The sequence below is a fragment of the Isoptericola cucumis genome (assembly GCF_014635665.1).
Classification (GTDB): Bacteria; Actinomycetota; Actinomycetes; order Actinomycetales; family Cellulomonadaceae; genus Isoptericola; species Isoptericola cucumis.
Genome location: NZ_BMDG01000016.1, coordinates 94,489 through 112,546 on the forward strand (window position 1 = coordinate 94,489; position 18,058 = coordinate 112,546).

Genomic DNA, 18,058 nt, shown 5'->3' on the forward strand with positions numbered 1-18,058 from the left:
TCTCGGCGCTCGGTCCCGTGGCGCTCGGTCCGTGGCGCTCAGTTCAGCGGCGCAGCACCGTTCGAGCTCGCGGCGGGTGTGGCGTCGGCGTCGGGGGTGGTCAGCTGCGTCCCCGCGATCCCGGCGATGAGCTGGTGGATGTCCACGCCGGTGAGCTGCTTGACGACGCCCTGTCCCTCGCCGAGCACGGACGCGACGGTCTTGGTCACGGCCGACGCGCCGTCCGTCGAGACCACCGTCATGCCCTGGATGGAGCCGATGGGCTCGGCCGCGGCACGAACGATCTCGGGCAGCCGCTCGATGAGTTCCTGCACGAGCGCCGCCTCGCCGTACTTCTTGAGCGCCTCGGCCTTCGCGTCGGTGGCGACGGCCTCGGCGCGGCCCTCGGCCTCGATCGCGGCACCCTTGGCCTCGCCCTCGGCCTTGATGCCCGCGGCGAGCGCGATCTGCCGGTCGCGCTCGGCCTCGCCGGCACGCCGGACGGCCGTCGCGGACGCCTCGGCGTCCTGGATGGCGGCCGTCTTGTTCGCCTCGGCGATGGTGGTGCGCTTGAAGGCGTCGGCCTCGGTGGCCGCGTTCGCCGCGTCGCGGCGGGCGGTCGCCTCCTGGACCTCGGCGTACGCCTTGGCCTCGGCGGGCTTGCGGATCTCGATGTCGAGCCGCTCCTGTGTCACGCGCGCCTGCTCGGCGAGCGCCTCGCGCTCCTGCTGCGCGACCAGGCGGTCCTGCTCGGCGCGGGCGAGCTGCCCGGCCGCGTCCGCCTCGGCGTTGGCGCGGTCGGTGTCGGCCTTGATCACGGCCTTCTTGAGGTCGAGCGCCTTCTGGCGCTCCGCGATCTGCTCGGCGGCCTCGATGACGGCGAACTCCGACACCCGGCGGGCCTCCGCCTCGGACACCTCGGCGACCTGCAGCGCGCGGGCCCCCTCGGCGCGACCGAGGTTCGCCAGGTACTCCGAGCCGGGGGTAGAGATGTCGGAGATGTTGAGCAGGTCGACCTGCAGGCCCTGCTCGGCCAGGTCGGTCTTGGTCGACTGCACCACCCGGTCGGACAGCCCCTTGCGGTCCGAGATGATCTGCTCGATCGTCATGTCGCCGACGATGGAGCGCAGCGAGCCCTCGAGGGACTCCTTGATGATCTCGGTGAGCATCTCCTGCTGGGACAGGAAGCGCTGCGCCGCCCGGCGCACGCCCTCGTCGTCGCCCCGCACCTTGAAGTTGATGGACGCCTTGATGGCGATCTTGATGCGGTTCTTGTCGACGCCCTCGACGGTGATGCCGATCTGCCGCTGCTCGAGGGAGATCGCGAAGCCCTGCTGCAGGATCGGCCAGACGAACGTGCGCCCGCCGATGACGACCCGCTGGCTCTGGGCGGCGGACTCCTTCTTGCCGGCGCCACGGCCGACGATGACGAGCGCCTGGTTCGGCGGGACGCGGCGGATGCGCTGGGCGACGAAGATGCCCACCGCGAGGAAGGCCACCACGAGGGCGAGGACCGCGATCGTGGTGATGAAGCTGCTGTCGGACGAGTCGAACATGGGGCGCGCCGGGGCGCGTCTCCTTCCAGCTGGTGCGGAGTGGTCAGCGGGCCTGCGCGCCGACCCGGACGGTGGAACCGGAGTGCTCGAGGACGACGACGCGGGCGCCCGAGGGGATGTGGTCGTCGGAGCGGGCGAGGCGACGCTCGAGCTCGGTGGCCGCGTCGAGGGTCACCTCGCCGGACGTGGGCGTGATGTCGGTGGTCGCGGTGCCGTGCACGCCGACGAGGGAGGTCGTGGTGCCGTCCTCGGTGGCAGCCAGCCGCCGGATCATCGCCTGGGCGGCCACGACGCCGAGCACGCCGACGACCGCCGACGCGACGTACGCCAGCCATGCCTGGCCGCCGTTCGCGACCACGATCGTCCCGACGGCCCCGAAGACGACCGCCCCGACACCGAGCGACGTGCCGGAGACCGCGCCGTCGCCCAGGTCGACGAGCTCGCCCACCACGAGCGAGAGGAGGAGCAGCACCATGCCTGCCGCGCCGATGAGGACGAAGACCAGCACGAGCAGCTCCCTGTGGTGTTGTCGGCGGCCGGTGCCGTCGTCGGGGACCAACCTCCCAGACGGCGGAGCCCGAGCACTACCTGGACACTCACTGTGACCGAACTGTGACTCGCGGGTGCCCCGCCCACGGAGGTGCGCGATGCTTCCAAGATGCCTCTCGTGCCGAGCAAGGACCCGCAGCTGGTGCTGCTGCGCCACGGCGAGACGGAGTGGAGCCGCAGCGGTCAGCACACCGGGCGCACCGACCTTCCGCTCACGCCCGACGGCGAAGAGCAGGCCCGCACCGCGGGGCGCGCCCTCGCCGCGCTGGACTTCGCCGTCGTCTACTCGTCGCCTCTGCAGCGCGCGCGGCGGACCGCGGAGATCGCCGGCCACCCCGACCCCGTGACCGACCCCGACCTGGCCGAGTGGGACTACGGGCCGGTCGACGGCCGGTCCTCCGCCGAGGTGGGCGACCTCGTCGGCCACGAGTTCCAGATCTTCGACGACGGCGTGCGGGTGCTGCCGCCCGACCCCGCCCACGGCGACGGCCGCCCCGGCGAGCTGCTGGAGGACGTCGCCGCCCGCGCACGACGCTTCGTCGAACGGGCCGACGCCACGCTCAACGACGGCGGGAACGTGCTCGCCGTCGCGCACGGGCACCTGCTGCGCGTGCTCGCCACCGCGTGGCTCGGCGTCGACCCCCGGTACGGGGCGCGGCTCGAGCTCGGCACCGCCGCCATCTGCCTGCTCGGCTACGGGCACCAGCTGCGGACCATCGAGGGGTGGAACCTGCCACCCACGCTCTGACGCTCTGGCAGCATGTGCCCCATGGCGTTGAACGAGCAGAACCTCGTCGAGGGCGAGCACGTGATCATGGAGCTGCGGGAGCACGCGAAGGCCCTCATCTGGCCGTTCCTGCTCCTGCTCGTGCTGCTCGTCGGGGCTGCCGCGTCGTTCGTCGTCACGCTCGACGACACGGTGCGCTGGGTCCTGCTCGGCGTCATCGCCGTCGTCGCGGTGGTGTGGGTGTTCGTGCCCTGGCTGAAGTGGCGCAGCACGTCGTACACCGTGACGACGCAGCGCATCGCGATGCGCTCGGGGATCTTCACCCGCGTGGGTCGTGACATCCCCCTGTACCGCATCAACGACATCGCGCTGGAGAAGGACCTCGTCGACCGGATGCTCGGCTGCGGCACGCTCCAGGTCTCCGACGCCACGGAGAAGGCCGGCATGGTGCTGGTCGACGTGCCCCGGGTGGACGAGGTGCACGTGAAGCTCCAGGAGCTGCTCTACGCCGTGGACGACGGGTCCGACGACGGCGAGTGGCCGCCCGCCGAGCCGCCGCGCGGCCGCCGGCGCTGACCTGTCGCGCCGCGCACCTCCGCCCCGGCGGGGCGCGCCGGGACCTCGGGCGGCCGGTGGGCCTCGGGCGGCCGGTCGTGCTGGTGCCCCGTGGGTGCGGTCCAGCGCGTGACCCCCGTCGCCGGGTCCCGGGAGACCCGCCAGCCGCCGCTGGTCTTCGCGCGATGGTGCGTGCGGCACAGCGCGTGCAGGTTGTCGCCGTGGGTCTGCGGGCCGTCGACGGCCGGGTCGAACGGCTCCACGTGGTCGAGGTCGCATCCTGACGCAGGCACCCGGCAGCCGGGGAACGTACAGGTGACGTCGCGCGCCACCACCGCCGCACGCAGGCGCGCGCCCGGTCGGTACGAGCGGGACGACGTGTCGGTGAGGACCCCGGTGCCGGGGTCGGTGAAGATCCGCTGCCACACGGCGTCCGGGTCGCCGGCCAGCGCCCGCGCCGTCCCGGCGGGGACCGGGCCGTGCCCACGGAGGATCGCCGGAAGATCGTCCGAGCCCAGCAGGGTCGACGCCGCGATGCTCACCCGCACCCCGCCACGTCGTGACGCCGCGCCCGAAGGCTGCACCGGCACGGCGCGGCGCACCCCGTCATTTCCCGCCACGTCACGACCGGACCCGTCACCGTCGGCGACGTCAGCACCGTCGCCGGCACGGAGGCGTCCGCTGAGCAGCCCGGTGAGCACGTCGGCGCGGCACTCGGCGAGCAGCCGCTCCTCCCCCGGACCGCGGCGCACCGCCAGCGCGAGCTCGTCGACGGCCGCGAAGGCGCGGACCGCGTCGTCGGCCGGGAGGTACGCGGTGAGATAGGCCATCGCGTCGTCCACCGGCTCGAGGCGGACGTACCGTTCCGTGCGTGCCACCCGGTGGCGCTCCTCGGCACCGCTCGGGTCGACGGCGATCTCCGCACGCCTCATCCGGGTACGGATCTGCGGGACGGTCAGGTGCTCGACGTCGGGCAGCAGCTCTCTGACGGCCTGCCGGCGCTGCTCGTCCGGGAGCCGGCCGGTCGCGATCAGGGCCTCCGCCTTGCGACGGTCGACGAGCCCGTCCGCCAGCGCGTCGGCGACCTCGGGCAGGTGTGCCGTCCCGTGGGCGACCGTGACGTGCTGCGCGGCGGCGCTCCGGGTCAGCCCGAGGCGCGCTGCCACGCCGTCGGCGACGAGCTCGTGCCCCGACGAGCCCGCGGTGCGTTCCAGCAGCTCGGCCAGGACCCGCGCGGAACCTGCCTGCGCCCAGGACGCCACCCGTTCCCACGCGGCGAGCGCCTCGACGAGCGTGTGGTCGTCGAGGTCGGCCGGCTCGAGCGACGCGAGCCACTCCGCCAGCTCCGCCCCCGGCAGTGCGGCGTCCAGCCGGGCCGCGAGCGAGGCACCGCGGTCCTCCTGCGGCGAGGCACCACGACCGTCCCGCGCCGGCGAGCCGGCCGAACCGGTCGGCAGGACAGCCGACGCCGGCGGTGAAGAAGGGCCCGCCATGACGGCGGAGTCCGTGAACGGCGGCACGGCGCGGCGAACCCACCTCGTCTCGACGGCCCGCATGCCGCCGTCAGGCCGGGACCGGAGCGCCGCGTCGCTGAGCTCGACGAGACGGCCGAGCATCTTCTCGACCCGAGTGGCGGGCGGGCGCGAGGCCAGGGTCAACAGCGTGCCCGGCTCCGGTGCGGCCGGGGCACTGGCCACACCGGAGCCGGACGTTCGACGACGCGTGGTGCCGGCCGTGTGACGAGCCGCCCCGCTCCGCGCATCTTCGAACATGTGTTCGACTCTATCGAACGGATGCCGACCTCACAAGGTGTCACGGGGCCTCGGGCGAGGCGGTTTCCCGCGCCCGGGTGACGCCGGTCCCCCGGCAGGGGGAGGCCCGCCGCCCGCCGCGACGGGAGCGTGGGAGCCACGCACCCATCGGCGAGAGGAACCACGATGACCAGCCCGTCCGCCCCCTACGACACCCCGGCGCGGGACGCGGTGCCCGGCGCACCCGGCGCACCCGGAGCCCCGTCGGACCCGAGCGGGCACGTGGCCCGGCAGTCCACCCGGAGGCTCGCAGTCGCCGCGCTCGTCGCGTCGGCGGCGACGGCGGTGCTCGTCACGTTCTTCGCCGTGCGGCCCGGGCTCAGCCCGCTCCTCGAGACCGGCAACACTCTGGGCCGGACGTTCCTGCCGGGCGCGCTCCTCACCGGGGTGCTGCTCGCCGCGGCACTGCTCGGCGTCGCGACCGCGGCCGCCGCGCTCGCCCGACCCGCGAGCCGCGTGACCCAGCGGGCGGTCGCGCCGGTCGCCGTCGTCCAGGTGCTCGCGTTCGGCTTCCTCGCCCAGGGCTCCGGGACGCTCAGCGTGGCCGGCTACCTCGTCGCGATGGCCGTCCCCGTCCTCGCCGTGTGGGCGGGCGTCCAGGTGTTCCGCACCCGGCCCGCGTGGCGGCTCCCCGTCGCCGCCGCGGGCGTGCTCGCCCTCGTCGGTATCGTCGTCGCCCGCGACGACTTCGCCACCTGGCTCGGTGCCCTCGCGAGCGGCTTGGCACGTGAGCGCTGGGGTCTCCTCGCGGTGCTCCTGCCCCTCGCGACGGCGACGGCGTGGGCCGGCCTCGCGCTCGTCCGCGCCTGGCGGCGGGGGTCGCTCCGCGGGGCGACCGCGTGGGTGACGCGCCACCGCCGGCTGTTCACCGTCCTCGCGGCCCTCGGCCCGCTGCCGTACGCGCTCGCCCGCCTCACCTGGCTGACGCCGTGGCCGCAGCTCGTCATGGAGGGCGACATGCCGCTCGCCGTCCGCATCCAGGGGCTGGCGCTCTCCTCCGGCGCGTGGGCCGGCATCATCCTCACGCTCGGCCTGATCCTGCCGTGGGGCGAGACGTTCCCGCGCTGGTTCCCGCGCCGGGCCGGACAGCCCGTGCCCCCGGCCGCGGCGATCGTCCCTGGCGGGATCGTCGCCGTCATGCTCTGCGGCGCAGCGATCCCGATGCTCGTCATGATGGGCGGGAGCAGCGCCCTGTTCTTCCCCGCGTGGTTCTGGGGGCCGGCGCTCGCCCTCGCCGTCTGGGGCTACGCCGGGCACCGCGCCGGCATCCGGTGACCTAGCCGACCGCGCGCAGCGCCAGCGCGTGGATCTCCTCGCCGAGCAGCGACCCGCCCGCGTCGTGCTCGGCGAGGAGCGTCGCCGCGAGCTCGGCCGCCGGCCGGGACCCCTCGAGCCGGAACGAGGCGCCGAACCAGTCGGCCAGGGTCACCCCGTGCCGCGGCGTGGAGACGACCTCGACGGCGTCGCCCGCCCGGAGCTCGCCCGGCTCGACGACGCGCAGGTACGCCCCGGTCCGGTTCGCCACGGTGAACCGGCGTACCCACCGCGGCGGGGAGCCGAGGCGGCGGGCGAACGTCTGGCACGGGGTGCGCGGCTGCGACACCTCCAGCAGCGCCGACCCGACCCGCCAGCGCTGCCCGATGACGGCGCGGCTCACCTCCAGCCCGCGGGTGCGCAGGTTCTCGCCGAACAGGCCGGGCACGACCTCGTACCCGAGCTCCGCGGCCCAGTGGTCGGCGTCCTCCTGCGAGTACGCGTACACCGCCTGGTCGTGACCGCCGTGGTTCTCGCGGTCGGCCTGCACGTCCGCGTACAGCCCGAGGGGCCGGACGCAGACCGGGCCGTCGACCGGCCGCTTGTCGATCGCCGTCACCCCGACCGAGCCCGTGTCCGGCAGCAGCCTGTGGACGCGGCAGACCGCGAGGAGCTCACCCGTGCCGTGCGTGCCGTGCGTGCCGTGCGTCCCGTGCATGGCGACATGGTCGCAAAGTCCGCCGGCCCGGCGGGCCACGGTCCACGGGCCGGCGACAACGACGGGCACGACGGGCACGACGGGCTCGACGGGCTCGACCACCCGGCCGTCGATACGGTGGGCAGGTGACCGACCGCCCCGCCCTGCCCCACGTCGTCGTCGTCGGAGGTGGCTTCGGCGGGCTCGCCGTCGTCAAGGCGCTCGCGGGAGCCCCCGTGCGGGTGACGCTGGTGGAGCGCCGCGTCTACAACACGTTCCAGCCGCTGCTGTACCAGGTCGCGACCGGCGGGCTCAGCCCCGGCGACGTGACCTACTGGCTGCGCGGGCTGCGGCTGCGGCAGAAGAACGTGCGCGTGCTGCACGAGCACCTGGTCGGCATCGACCACGACGCCCGCACCATCCGGCTCGCCAACGACGAGACGATCGCCTTCGACCACCTCGTGCTCGCCAACGGCACCACCGTGAACTACTTCGGCACCCCGGGCGCGAAGGAGCACGCCTTCGGCATGTACTCCCGCTCGCAGGCGCTGAAGATCCGGGACCAGCTGTTCATCCGGCTCGAGAACTCGGCCTTCACGCCCGGCTCGGACGACGGCCTGCGGGTCGTGGTCGTCGGCGGCGGCGCCACAGGCGTCGAGGTCGCGGGCGCGCTCGCCGAGCTGCGCACCGCCGGCCTGGAGCCCGCGTACCCGGAGATCCACGGCGACGCGTTCGAGATCACCGTCGTGCAGCGCGGCCCCGACCTGCTGAAGGGTTTCCACCCCGACCTGCGGCAGTACGCGGCCCGCGAGCTCGCCCGGCGCGGCGTGACGCTGCGGCTGGGCGCCGGGGTCGCCGAGGTGCTGCCCGACGCCGTCGTGCTGACCGACGGCTCCCGCCTCCACGCCGACCTCACCGTGTGGTCGGCCGGCGTCGGGCCGCACCCCGAGGTCGACGACTGGGACCTGCCGCGCCGCGACGGCGGCCGGATCGCCGTCGGGCCGGACCTCCAGGTCGAGGGCCGGCCCGGCGTGTACGCGATCGGCGACATCGCCGAGACGCCGGACTGGCTCCCCCAGCTCGCGCAGCCCGCGATCCAGGGCGGGCAGCAGGCGGCGCGCAACATCCTCGCGCAGCTGGGCGGCCGCCCCACCGAGCCGCTGCGCTACCGCGACAAGGGCACGATGGCGGTGATCGGGCGACGGGCGGCCGTCGCGGAGATCGCGGTCCCCGGCCGCACCGCGCACCTGCGCCTCACGAGCGGCCTCGCCTGGCTGGTGTGGCTGTTCGTGCACGTGATGTCGCTGGTCGGGCCCCGCAACCGCGTCACGACCCTCGCCGGGCTGGTGACCCGCTACGGCTTCCCGTTCCACCGCCGCCCGATCCCCATCGTCGGCGACGTGCCGACGGTGCGGCCGGACAAGCCCGCCTGACGGGCGGCGTCAGTCGCGGGCGCGCCGCACGCCCCGCGTCAGGGCGTAGACGGCGAGGATGACCACGACCAGCCCGGCCGTCGCGGTGAGCTGGGCGCGGGCCGCGGCGTCGGACAGCATGAGCCCCGCGAGGCCGACCAGGGCCACGAGGACGACCCACGAGAGCCACGGGAAACCCCACATGCGCAGGCGCATGGGCTCGCCGGACCGCGCGGCCTCCGCCTCCAGGCGGGGCCGCAGGCGCAGCTGGGAGATCGTGATGAGCAGCCACACGACGAACAGCGCGGACCCGACGGCGTTGAGCAGGATCGACAGCAGCGCCTCCGGCAGGAGCCAGTTGAGCACGACGGCGACGACGCCGAAGAACACCGAGACCAGCACGGCGACCCACGGCACGTCGCGGCGCGACACCTTGGTCACCGCCTTCGGCGCGTCGTCGCGCTGGCCGAGCGAGAAGAGCATGCGCGACGTGCCGTACACGTTGGCGTTGAAGGCGCTCAGCAGCGCCAGCGCCACGACGACCTCCATCAGGCGCGCCGCCCAGTCGAACCCGGCGAGCTGCAGGACGGAGACGAACGGGGACGCGAGGGCCTCGGCGTCGTCCCACGGGACCAGCGCCACGATGATGGCGACGGCACCGACGTAGAAGAACAGGATGCGCCACAGGATGGTGCGGGTGGCGCGGGCGACGGCGTCGCGCGGGTCGCGCGCCTCGGCCGCGGCGATGGCCACGATCTCGATGCCGCCGAACGCGAACGCCACCGCGAGGAGGCCCGCGGCGATGCCGGCGACGCCGGCCGGGGCGAAGCCGCCGTGCTCCGCCCAGTGGCCGAGCACGCTGCCGGACACGGGGATGACGCCGACGACGATGAGCACGCCCACGACCAGGAACGCGAGGATCGCGACGACCTTGATGAGGGCGAACCAGAACTCGGCCTCGCCGAACTGGCGCACGCCCACGAGGTTGATGCCGCCGAGCACGGCCACGATGACGGCCGCCACGGCCCACTGGGGCACCGACGGCCACCAGCCGGTGACGATCTCCGCCACGCCCGTGACCTCGACGCCGAGCACCATGATGAGCATGAACCAGTACACCCAGCCGAGCAGGAACCCGGCCCAGCGGCCCAGCGCGGCCTCGGCGTACACGGAGAACGAGCCCGACGCGGGCATGGCCGAGGCCATCTCCGCGAGCATCCGCATGACGAGCACGACGATCGCGCCCGCGATCGCGTAGCTGATGAGCACGGCGGGCCCGGCGGTGCCGATCGCCTGGCCCGAGCCGAGGAAGAGCCCGGCCCCGATCGCGGAGCCCAGGCCCATCATGGTCAGGTGCCGCGGCCGGAGCCCGTGGGCGAGGTGTGCGTCGGACGACGGCGCCGGCGTCCCCTGCTGGTCGGTGGTAGTCACGGCGGACCACCGTAGTGCCTCGACGGCGGGACGACGCAGCCGCGCCGGTCAGCGAGACCGGCGCGGCTGCGTCGAGGGTGGCGACGGCACCCGTCAGGTGGTGACCACGTCCCGGCGCCGGAAGCCGACGAACGCGAGCGCGTACAGCACCGCGGCGACGGCGAGCAGGCCGACGAACGCGACGCCGTCGAAGTCCTCCACGAACGCCTCCGGCACCCAGTACAGGGGTGACAGGTAGTGCGCCGCGTCGGGCATGTCCTCGATCAGCGGGCCGAAGAACCCGATGAAGAAGGTGTAGCCCAGCAGCGCCCAGCCCAGGCCGGTCAGCCGCGGAGCCCAGGCGAACAGCGCGGCCACGAACCCGAGGTAGACGAGCACCGCGGGGAGCTGGGCCAGGAAGACCTCCGAGTACGGCCCGAAGCCTGGTTCGGACTCCCCGACCACCACGGCCCCGAACCAGAGGGCGTACACGCTCACGGCCGTGAGCACGACCGCGCCGAGCGTGGCGACGGACAGCTGCGCCCCGAGCCACCGGCCGCGGGACACGGGCCGCGCGAGGGCGATCTCGAGCCGGCCGGCGGTCTCCTCCGCCTTCGGCCGCGCGGCCATGACGATGGCGTACGCGGCGCAGCACAGGACGGCGTACAGGACGATCACCCCGAGGAACCCGGTCGCGAAGGTGCTCGGGTCGTCGCCGAAGAGCGCCGCCATCGCGGGGTTCTCCGACACCAGGTCGCCGACCATCGTGCCGATGTCCGGGATGAGCGTGCCCGTCGCGAACCACATCAGGCCGAGCCCGAGGCAGCTCCACAGGAGCGCCATGCGCTGCTGGGTCCAGGCCAGCGCGAACGGCCCGCGCAGCGACGCCTTCGCGTCGGCCCGGCCCTTGCGGGTCGCGATCATGCCGCCGCCGAAGTCGCGGCGCGACGCGAGGATCGCGGCGAGCCACAGCAGCAGGAGGATGGCGACGACGCTCAGCGCCATCGGCCACCAGCGCAGGTCCACGAACGCCCGCGTCTGCTGGGCCCAGGCGATCGGGGAGAACCAGGACAGCGTCGTGCCGCCCGGGATCTCCCGCAGGTTCCCCGCGACCTGGATCGCGAACGCGAGGCCGAACACGGCCAGGGACAGCCCGGTGGCGCCGCGCCCGTGCTCGGACAGCTGGCTCAGCACCAGCGCGATCGCGCCGAACACGATCGAGCTCAGCGCGACGCCGACGGTCATGCCGAGCGAGTCGGCCATCGGCAGCTCGTCGATGCCGCCGGCGCCCGTCATCGCCAGCGCCGAGACGAGCGCGATGACCACGTTGACGAGCACCAGCGTGACCACCGCGGCGACGGCGGGGGCGTGCCGGCCGACGACGGCCGCGCGGACCAGCTCCGACCGGCTCGACTCCTCCTCGGCCCGCGTGTGGCGCACCACGTGCAGGATGCTCATGATCGACAGCGCCAGCACCATCCAGACGGTGCCCTCGTTCGCCATCGACGCGCCGACCGTGTAGTTGTCGATCCCGTACCCCGGGCCGCCCATGACGATGCCGGCAGGCGTCTCCATGAGCGCCCCGCGGGCCTCGAGCGCGCCGGGGGTGTCGGACATGAGGCCGAGCGCCGCCGTGAAGTACGCGTAGAACATCACGATCAGCACGGTCCACACCGTGAGCCGCACGCGGTCGCGGCGCAGGATGAACCGGATGAGGCTCCAGGTCCCCGTGAGGGTCGACCCCCCGCGGGCGGCCGGCGCGGCGGGCGCGGGGGGCGCCGGCCGTTCCAGTGTGGTCGTCATCGCGCACCTGCCCTGCTGCGCGCCCCCGGCTCGGCCGCGTCTGCCGCGTGCTTCGCGGCGGCCTCCTCCTGCGCGAGCTCGTCGCCGTAGTGGCGCATGAACAGCTCCTCCAGCGACGGCGGGGCCGCGGTGAAGCTGTGCACGCCCATGGCGCTGAGCGCGGTGAGGACGCCGCCGATGTCCGCGTTGTCGACGTCGAAGGTGACGCGGGTGCCCTCCTCCACGGTGGTGGTCTGCACGTCGTGCACGCCCGGCAGCACGGCGAGGCCGGCCGGGTCGCCCGTGACGACCGTCGTGACGGCGGACCGCGTGAGGTGGCGCAGCTGGTCGAGCGTGCCGGACTCCACCGACCGGCCGGCCCGGATGATCGTGACGGTGTCGCAGACCTTCTCGACCTCGGACAGGATGTGGCTGCTCAGCAGCACGGACGTGCCCCGGTCCTTGGCCTCGCGCACGTAGTCCATGAAGACGGACTCCATGAGCGGGTCGAGGCCCGACGTCGGCTCGTCGAGCACCAGCAGGTCCACCTCGGCCATGAACGCCGCGACCAGCGCGACCTTCTGCCGGTTCCCCTTGGAGTAGGTGCGGGCCTTCTTGGTGGGGTCGAGCTCGAAGCGCTCCAGCAGCTCGGCCTTGCGCCGCTTGTCGACGGTGCCGCGCAGGCGGGTCAGGTAGTCGATGGCCTCGCCGCCCGACAGGTTCGGCCACAGCGACACGTCGCCCGGCACGTACGCGAGGCGCCGGTGCAGCGCGACGGCGTCGCGCCAGGGGTCGCCGCCGAGCAGGCGCACGTTCCCGGAGTCCTTGCGCAGCAGGCCGAGCAGCACGCGGATGGTGGTGGACTTGCCGGCCCCGTTCGGGCCGAGGAAGCCGGCGACCTGGCCGTGGGTGACGGCCAGCTCCAGGCCGTCCAGGGCCTTCACGGGGCCGAACGACTTGTGCAGGTCGTGGATCTCGATCGCGGGCGCGCCGGCGGCGGCGCCCGAAGGCGTGGTGGTCATGGTCCCTCTCCAGAGGTGCGTTGCCGATTCCAGTGCTGGGCGTGCGAGGGGCTGCGGCGCTCAGGCCGCGGGCTCGTCCTCGCCGGCGCCGGGCGGCGGGTCCCCGACGTACAGGAGGTAGTCGTCGAGCATGCGGCGGGTGGTGAGGAAGCCCTCGGTGAAGAGCTCGAGCATCGGCAGGTAGAGGTCGTCCATGAAGGCGCGGACGGCGGTGTTCACGTCCTCGGGGTCGTCCGGGGGGTTCATCGTGACCGACAGCAGCAGCGATCCGAGCGACGAGTAGACGAGGTAGCGCACCCGCGCCCTCTCGTCGAGGCTGGGCTTGGCGAGGCCCTGCTCGACCGCCTCGGCGGTGTACTTCTCGGCGTCGTCGATCATGTGCTCGACGAACGACTTCCCGACGGCGCCGCCCGCCTGCATCGACCGCAGAACGTACCCCACGAGGGGCGCGAACTCGTCCGCCTGGGCGAGCACCTCGAGCAGCCGGCCGCCGGTGGCCTTGCCCATGTTCTCCCGCTTGGACTTCGCGATCCAGGCCAGCACGTGTTCGTCGCAGGCCTCGTGCAGCTTGTCCTTGGACCCGAAGTGGTGGATCACCAGTGCGGGGCTGACGCCGGCGTCGGTGGCGACGGCGCGCACCGACGCCCCGAAGCCGGAGCGGGCGAACCGCAGCACCGCCGCCTCGAGGATCCGGGCCCGCGCACTGGTGTCCGGCGGGGCGGCGACCGTCCCCGGCTCCTCGGCACCTCCCGTGGCTGAACGCATGTTCAACAGGCTAAACAGGTGTTCAGTGTTCGCGCAAGGGGGTCGTCGGGTGTCAGTTTCCGAAGTCGACTGCACGAGTGTCCGAAGTCCTCTGCACAGGGCTATCCGCCCTGAGCAGAAGGAATGGCGGAAGGGCTCGATCACCGACTGGCGAGCGTCCTTCGCTGTTGCGGCTCAACGGCGGGGTGGGTCGACGGGTTCTGCGCCGCGTTCGATCCGGACATCAGTGAACTCGAGGTCGGCCGGCTCGGTGAAGCGGCGGCCGTTGATCTCGTCGTGACGCATGAAGGTGGGCGGGTCGACGTGGACGCGCAGCGTGTAGGCGCCGTCCTCGGGGAGGTTCCAGTTGCGGGCGTAGTGATACATCATCGGGTGCCACACCAGTTGCTGGTCGTAGGGGCCCAACTCGGTGCCCGAGGGTGCGATCAGCGTGGCGCTGACCTGGACGGCGGGTATGAAGCGTCCGTCTGCCGCGTCCCTCACGGTGACCTCGACGTGCGCGTTCTCCTCCTCCGGGTTGTGCCAGGTCAGTTCGCCGTCATCTTAGGCGTACATGCCCTCGGCGTCCTCGATCGCGTAACCGATGAGGTACTGGCCGGCCCGTTGCAGCTGTGCTGATCTGTGCTGATGTAGAGAAGGGCCGCCGCGGCGTCGTCAAGCGGGCTGCGTGAGCCGGAAGGCGGCATCCGTGAAGTGGCCTTTCGCTCTGGTCCCGTGCTCTTCGGTCGTGGTCTCAGGTGGGGAGTTTGGAGGCCTGTACGTCGAGCTTGTCGATCGTGGGTTCGGAGAACAGCGTGCCGGTCTGCTCGCCGAGGGCTGCCGCGACCGGGCCGGACAGGTGGGTGTCGCGGCCGTCCTCGTCGGGGAACACGTCGAAGATCCCGAACGAGGACGGTCCGAGCCGGATCCCGAACCACGCGATGGTTGCCGGCTCCTGGTCCACCAGCGCAAGGCCGGCGTCGAGGAACTCCTTCACCTCGTCCTCCTTACCGGGCAGGGCGTCGAAGCGGACCAACAAGCCCTTGGTCACGGTCATGATGTCACCTTTCTTCGGTCGAGCTGCCCGCGAACTCGGTCACGATCGCGTCGCAGAACACGGGCAGGTCATCGGGTGAGCGGCTGGTGGTCAGGTTGCCGTCGACCACCACTTCCTGGTCGAGGACGTCTGCGCCGGCATTGCGCAGATCGGTTCGGATGCTCGGGAAGGACGTCAGGGTGCGACCCCCGACCACGCCGGCCTCGATCAACGTCCAGGGACCGTGGCAGATCGCCGCCACCGGCTTGCCGCTGTCGACGAAGTCGCGGACGAACGCGACTGCGTCCGGGTCGATTCGTAGCTGGTCTGGGTTCACCGTACCGCCGGGAAGCAGCAACGCGTCGTAGTCGGTCACGAACGCGTCGGTGACCGTCCGATCGACGGTGAAGGTGCCCGCTGCGTCCAAGTCATTGTCGCGGGCCTGGATCTCGCCGTCATGGACCGACAACAGGTCGGTCTGGGCGCCGGCTCCACCCAATGCCTCGCGAGGCTTCTCGAGCTCGACGCGTTCCACCCCGTCCGCAGCAAGGATCGCGACTCTCTTGCCCTGCAGCTGCTCGGCCATCTCAGCCCGCCTTCCCGGCCGGCATTGCGGGCTTGAGGATGACCTTGGTCCACCCGTCGGTGCGGTCGTCGAACTGTTGGTAGGCCTCGACGGCGCCGTCGAGAGGCAGCTCGTGGGAGACGATCCAAGACGGTGTCGCCTTGCCCGCCGCGATCAGGTCTCGCAGCCGCCGGTTGTACTTCTTGACCGGCGCCTGCCCGGTGCCGATGGTCTGGCCCTTGAACCAAGACAGTCCGAAGTCGAAGGGGACCTTGCCCTGCTGGGCCATCTCGTCCGGGCCGCCCGGATCGGCGGGCAGGAACACCCCCACCACTCCGATGCCGCCGGTGAACCTGACCGAGGCGATGATCCGATTCATCGTCAACGCGGGGTCCTCGGTGCCTTGCGGGTCGTGGGCCTGGTAGCCGACACACTCACACCCGCGATCCGCACCCAGACCCATCGTCTGGTCCAAGACGGCCTGGACCGGGTCGACCTTCGAGTCGTCGATCGCGATCGCGCCGATCTGCTCGGCGAGCTTGAGCCGGTCTGCGTGCCGGTCGACGACCATCACCTTGGCCGCTCCCTTGATCGTCGCCGAGTACGCCGCCATCAGCCCGACGGGCCCACCGCCATAGATCACCACGGAGTCACCCGGGACCACCCCGGCCATCTCGGTGGCGTGATACCCGGTCGGGAAGATGTCGGCCAACATCACGTAGTCGTTCTCCTTCTCCGCCGCGTCCTCCCCCAGGCGAAGGCAGTTGTGGTCGCCGTAGGGCACCCGCAGGTATTCCGCCTGCCCACCGGCCCAGGGACCCATCGCGGCGAACCCGTACGCGGCGCCGGCGGCAGCGGGATCTGGCTGGGTGGTCAGGCAGTAGTTGGTCAGGCCCCGCTCGCAGTTCTTGCAGAAGCCGCACGAGATATTGAACGGCAGCACCACATGCCCACCGACCTCGACCTTGTCCACACCGCTGCCGACCTCGACGACCTCGCCCATGTTCTCGTGCCCGAACGTGCGCCCGGTCTCGAAGTCGGTGCGGCCCTCGTACATATGCAGATCCGACCCGCAGATGTTGGTGGCGGTGATCCGCACCAGCACATCGGTCGGACGTTCGATCCTGGCGTCCGGCACATCGTTGACGCTGACCTGACGCGGCCCTTCGTAAACAACTGCTTTCATGCTCGGCTCCTCGGCGTCGGAGTCCACGTACGTGGACCTGCTCTGCGGCGGAACGCCACCGATCCCCACGCTCGACCGCGAGACGCACCCGAAGCAATCGACGCTACTCCGCCCCCGTGACCGAGTCGAGACCTCGGTGAGCAAGACTGCCAGGGTCACCGACCGAGATGGAACTCCCCGGGCCGCGCGCTGCCGTGCGGTTGGAGGACCCCGGTGATCGGCTGAGGGCAACGACGCTGCTGCGCCACCCGATCCCGTCAGGAGACAGGAGGCATCACTGGCTATGAGTGCCTCCGAGCCGGGCGCCGAGAAGGACGACCGGACCACAGACGCCCTGGAGCTGTTCTTCGACCTGGTCTTCGTGTTCGCGATGTCCCAGGTCACCCAGTTGATGCTCGCCGAGGGCTCGTGGCTGGGACTGGCACGAGGCGCGTTGGCGTTGACAGCAGTGTGGTGGACCTGGGTCTGCTACGCCTGGCTGACCAACACCACCAGCGATGCCAGAGTGGCGGCACGGATACTGACCCTTGCCGCCATGGCAGCGATGCTGGTCGCCGCCATCGCGCTACCAGATGCGTTCGCCGCTCGGGCTCTGGTCTTCGCGGTGGCCTTCCTGTGTGTGCGGCTGGTGCACCTGGTGCTCCTGGTTCTCGAGACAGGGCACAGCCGCGAGCAGCGATCAGCGGCCATCCATCTGATGCCCAGCCTGTTGGCCGGACCCTGCCTCGTCCTGCTCGCCGCGTTCCTCGGCGCGCCGTACCGGGAGCTGGTGTGGATCCTCGCCGCGCTGATCGACCTCGGCGGCCCGCTGGTTGTCGGATTCGGGGGACTTCGCGTGCTGCCCCGCTACTTCGTCGACCGGCACGGGCTGATCATCATCATCGCCCTCGGCGAGACCATCGTCCAGGTCGGAACCGGCGCCACCCGAGACCTGAGTCAACCGGGCGTCCTTACAGCGGTCATCCTGGCGGTGCTCATCGCCGGCCAGCTCTGGTGGTCCTACTTCGCCCTCACCGACGCTGCCCAAGCACGGCTGACTGTGGCTTGCGCCGATAAATGGCGGGGTTCTGTAGGTGCTATGTGGCGGCCTGTCAACTGACGCCGATGACAAGGGTGCTGGCGGCGGCTTCGATGACGTCGTTGGTGATGGTGTCGAGTTCGTTGATCTTCAGGACGCGCTCGATCTGGGGGAAGAGTCGTTCCAGGAGTCGGAAGTTCCCTCGGGTGATGCGGGCGATGGCGGCGATGGCTTGGGCGTCGGTGAAGTCCTCTGGGTCGAGGGTCTTGGTGAGGGCGCGCCAGTGCCGTTGAAGGACGAAGAGCAGTTCGTCCTTGCCCAGGGGCCGGTACTGGTGGGCGAAGCCGACGCGGCTGTAGAACTGGGGGTAGTGGCTGAACTGCTTCTCCAGGCCGGGCATGCCGATCAGGATGAGGGCGATGTTGTCGCGGTCGTAGCGATCGCGCAGCAGTTCCAGTGCGGTGGGGCGTAGGCGTTCGGACTCATCGACGATGATCAGCTCGACGTAGTTCCTGCTGTGGCGCCACCCGCGCGTCTCTGGCGTGACCTGTCCGGCCGGCGCGAGGTGCTGCTCGATGCAGATATTGGTGCGGGAGATGACCTGGTCGAGCTCCTCCTTCAGGGCCCGTGGCGTGGTCAGCACGCTGGGGGTGTAGAGCACGGTACGGCTCTTGGCCAGCGCGGCGTAGATTGTCCCGCCCCGGGTTCAGTGGAGGCTCGATACTGACGCCTCGACGGTAGCCGGGGCGGTGTGG

Annotated in this window: 17 protein-coding genes and 1 pseudogene; 5 read left to right on the top strand and 13 right to left on the bottom strand. The window is 72.0% G+C overall.

Annotated elements, in window-relative coordinates; translation table 11 throughout:
• Positions 1-38: 38 nt before the first annotated feature.
• Together IEW03_RS19075 and IEW03_RS19080 are read right to left on the bottom strand one after the other, a co-directional pair.
• Positions 39-1,535, bottom strand: a complete 1,497-nt coding sequence (locus tag IEW03_RS19075) for a flotillin family protein (RefSeq protein WP_188525299.1) — start codon at positions 1,533-1,535, stop codon at positions 39-41.
• A gap of 43 nt (positions 1,536-1,578) precedes the next feature.
• Entirely contained in the window at positions 1,579-2,043 is a 465-nt protein-coding gene (locus tag IEW03_RS19080) for an NfeD family protein (protein ID WP_188525300.1), read from the bottom strand.
• A gap of 150 nt (positions 2,044-2,193) precedes the next feature.
• Here IEW03_RS19080 and IEW03_RS19085 point away from each other — a divergent pair, with 150 nt between their 5' ends.
• Both IEW03_RS19085 and IEW03_RS19090 read left to right on the top strand, forming a co-directional pair.
• Positions 2,194-2,832 carry a histidine phosphatase family protein gene (locus IEW03_RS19085; protein ID WP_188525301.1) on the top strand — a complete coding sequence of 213 codons (639 nt, stop codon included), beginning with the start codon at positions 2,194-2,196 and terminating at the stop codon, positions 2,830-2,832.
• 21 nt (positions 2,833-2,853) lie between these two features.
• Entirely contained in the window at positions 2,854-3,387 is a 534-nt protein-coding gene (locus IEW03_RS19090; protein ID WP_188525302.1) for a PH domain-containing protein, read from the top strand.
• On the opposite strand, the gene IEW03_RS19095 is transcribed toward IEW03_RS19090, so the two are convergent.
• Entirely contained in the window at positions 3,315-4,982 is a 1,668-nt protein-coding gene (locus IEW03_RS19095) for an HNH endonuclease signature motif containing protein (RefSeq protein ID WP_188525303.1), read from the bottom strand. The two genes, IEW03_RS19090 and IEW03_RS19095, sit on opposite strands and share 73 nt — an antisense overlap.
• A gap of 321 nt (positions 4,983-5,303) precedes the next feature.
• Between IEW03_RS19095 and IEW03_RS19100 the strand changes: the two genes are divergently transcribed.
• On the top strand, positions 5,304-6,452 hold the full coding sequence (locus IEW03_RS19100) for a hypothetical protein (protein ID WP_188525304.1): 1,149 nt from the start codon (positions 5,304-5,306) through the stop codon (positions 6,450-6,452).
• Between the two features lies 1 nt (position 6,453).
• Here the strand turns inward: IEW03_RS19100 and IEW03_RS19105 are convergent, their stop codons facing one another.
• Positions 6,454-7,149, bottom strand: coding sequence for an MOSC domain-containing protein (locus tag IEW03_RS19105; protein WP_188525322.1), 696 nt, complete (start codon positions 7,147-7,149; stop codon positions 6,454-6,456).
• Between the two features lie 125 nt (positions 7,150-7,274).
• On the opposite strand from IEW03_RS19105, the gene IEW03_RS19110 reads away from it, so the two are divergent.
• Complete coding sequence (locus IEW03_RS19110) at positions 7,275-8,561, top strand: NAD(P)/FAD-dependent oxidoreductase (RefSeq protein ID WP_188525305.1); 1,287 nt, start codon at positions 7,275-7,277, stop codon at positions 8,559-8,561.
• A gap of 9 nt (positions 8,562-8,570) precedes the next feature.
• Here the strand turns inward: IEW03_RS19110 and IEW03_RS19115 are convergent, their stop codons facing one another.
• The 8 genes from IEW03_RS19115 to IEW03_RS19150 form a co-directional block, all read right to left on the bottom strand.
• A complete protein-coding gene (locus IEW03_RS19115) occupies positions 8,571-9,971 on the bottom strand; it encodes an amino acid permease (RefSeq protein WP_308808262.1) in 1,401 nt (466 codons plus the stop codon).
• 93 nt (positions 9,972-10,064) lie between these two features.
• Positions 10,065-11,753, bottom strand: a complete 1,689-nt coding sequence (locus IEW03_RS19120) for an ABC transporter permease (protein ID WP_188525306.1) — start codon at positions 11,751-11,753, stop codon at positions 10,065-10,067.
• Positions 11,750-12,754: an ABC transporter ATP-binding protein gene (locus IEW03_RS19125; RefSeq protein WP_188525307.1), complete on the bottom strand. Its 1,005-nt coding sequence runs from the start codon at positions 12,752-12,754 to the stop codon at positions 11,750-11,752. The genes IEW03_RS19120 and IEW03_RS19125 overlap by 4 nt, the downstream gene beginning before the upstream one ends.
• 60 nt (positions 12,755-12,814) lie before the next feature.
• Positions 12,815-13,519, bottom strand: a complete 705-nt coding sequence (locus IEW03_RS19130) for a TetR/AcrR family transcriptional regulator (RefSeq protein WP_188525308.1) — start codon at positions 13,517-13,519, stop codon at positions 12,815-12,817.
• A gap of 174 nt (positions 13,520-13,693) precedes the next feature.
• Positions 13,694-14,002, bottom strand: a complete 309-nt coding sequence (locus tag IEW03_RS19135; protein WP_188525309.1) for an iron transporter — start codon at positions 14,000-14,002, stop codon at positions 13,694-13,696.
• 250 nt (positions 14,003-14,252) lie between these two features.
• Positions 14,253-14,555, bottom strand: a complete 303-nt coding sequence (locus IEW03_RS19140; protein ID WP_188525310.1) for a putative quinol monooxygenase — start codon at positions 14,553-14,555, stop codon at positions 14,253-14,255.
• A 4-nt stretch (positions 14,556-14,559) separates the two neighbouring features.
• Positions 14,560-15,120, bottom strand: a complete 561-nt coding sequence (locus tag IEW03_RS19145; protein ID WP_188525311.1) for a type 1 glutamine amidotransferase domain-containing protein — start codon at positions 15,118-15,120, stop codon at positions 14,560-14,562.
• A gap of 1 nt (position 15,121) precedes the next feature.
• Entirely contained in the window at positions 15,122-16,312 is a 1,191-nt protein-coding gene (locus tag IEW03_RS19150) for a glutathione-independent formaldehyde dehydrogenase (RefSeq protein ID WP_229738439.1), read from the bottom strand.
• Between the two features lie 256 nt (positions 16,313-16,568).
• On the opposite strand from IEW03_RS19150, the gene IEW03_RS19155 reads away from it, so the two are divergent.
• The gene (locus tag IEW03_RS19155) at positions 16,569-17,384 is read left to right on the top strand and encodes a low temperature requirement protein A (protein WP_188525312.1); all 816 of its coding nucleotides are present in this window, start codon (positions 16,569-16,571) and stop codon (positions 17,382-17,384) included.
• On the opposite strand, the pseudogene IEW03_RS19160 reads toward IEW03_RS19155, so the two are convergent.
• A pseudogene (locus tag IEW03_RS19160) lies at positions 17,377-17,994 on the bottom strand (AAA family ATPase); the annotation flags it as partial. The gene IEW03_RS19155 and the pseudogene IEW03_RS19160 overlap by 8 nt on opposite strands.
• Between the last annotated feature and the right edge of the window lie 64 nt (positions 17,995-18,058).

What these genes read in the sequence shown, in the direction of transcription:
- IEW03_RS19075 (WP_188525299.1), bottom strand. Translation starts at nt 1,535, where the DNA reads ATGTTCGACTCGTCCGACAGCAGCTTCATCACCACGATCGCGGTCCTC.
- IEW03_RS19085 (WP_188525301.1), top strand. Translation starts at nt 2,194, where the DNA reads ATGCCTCTCGTGCCGAGCAAGGACCCGCAGCTGGTGCTGCTGCGCCAC.
- IEW03_RS19090 (WP_188525302.1), top strand. Translation starts at nt 2,854, where the DNA reads ATGGCGTTGAACGAGCAGAACCTCGTCGAGGGCGAGCACGTGATCATG.
- IEW03_RS19095 (WP_188525303.1), bottom strand. Translation starts at nt 4,982, where the DNA reads ATGCTCGGCCGTCTCGTCGAGCTCAGCGACGCGGCGCTCCGGTCCCGG.
- IEW03_RS19100 (WP_188525304.1), top strand. Translation starts at nt 5,304, where the DNA reads ATGACCAGCCCGTCCGCCCCCTACGACACCCCGGCGCGGGACGCGGTG.
- IEW03_RS19105 (WP_188525322.1), bottom strand. Translation starts at nt 7,149, where the DNA reads ATGCACGGGACGCACGGCACGCACGGCACGCACGGCACGGGTGAGCTC.
- IEW03_RS19120 (WP_188525306.1), bottom strand. Translation starts at nt 11,753, where the DNA reads ATGACGACCACACTGGAACGGCCGGCGCCCCCCGCGCCCGCCGCGCCG.
- IEW03_RS19125 (WP_188525307.1), bottom strand. Translation starts at nt 12,754, where the DNA reads ATGACCACCACGCCTTCGGGCGCCGCCGCCGGCGCGCCCGCGATCGAG.
- IEW03_RS19130 (WP_188525308.1), bottom strand. Translation starts at nt 13,519, where the DNA reads ATGCGTTCAGCCACGGGAGGTGCCGAGGAGCCGGGGACGGTCGCCGCC.
- IEW03_RS19140 (WP_188525310.1), bottom strand. Translation starts at nt 14,555, where the DNA reads ATGACCGTGACCAAGGGCTTGTTGGTCCGCTTCGACGCCCTGCCCGGT.
- IEW03_RS19145 (WP_188525311.1), bottom strand. Translation starts at nt 15,120, where the DNA reads ATGGCCGAGCAGCTGCAGGGCAAGAGAGTCGCGATCCTTGCTGCGGAC.
- IEW03_RS19155 (WP_188525312.1), top strand. Translation starts at nt 16,569, where the DNA reads ATGAGTGCCTCCGAGCCGGGCGCCGAGAAGGACGACCGGACCACAGAC.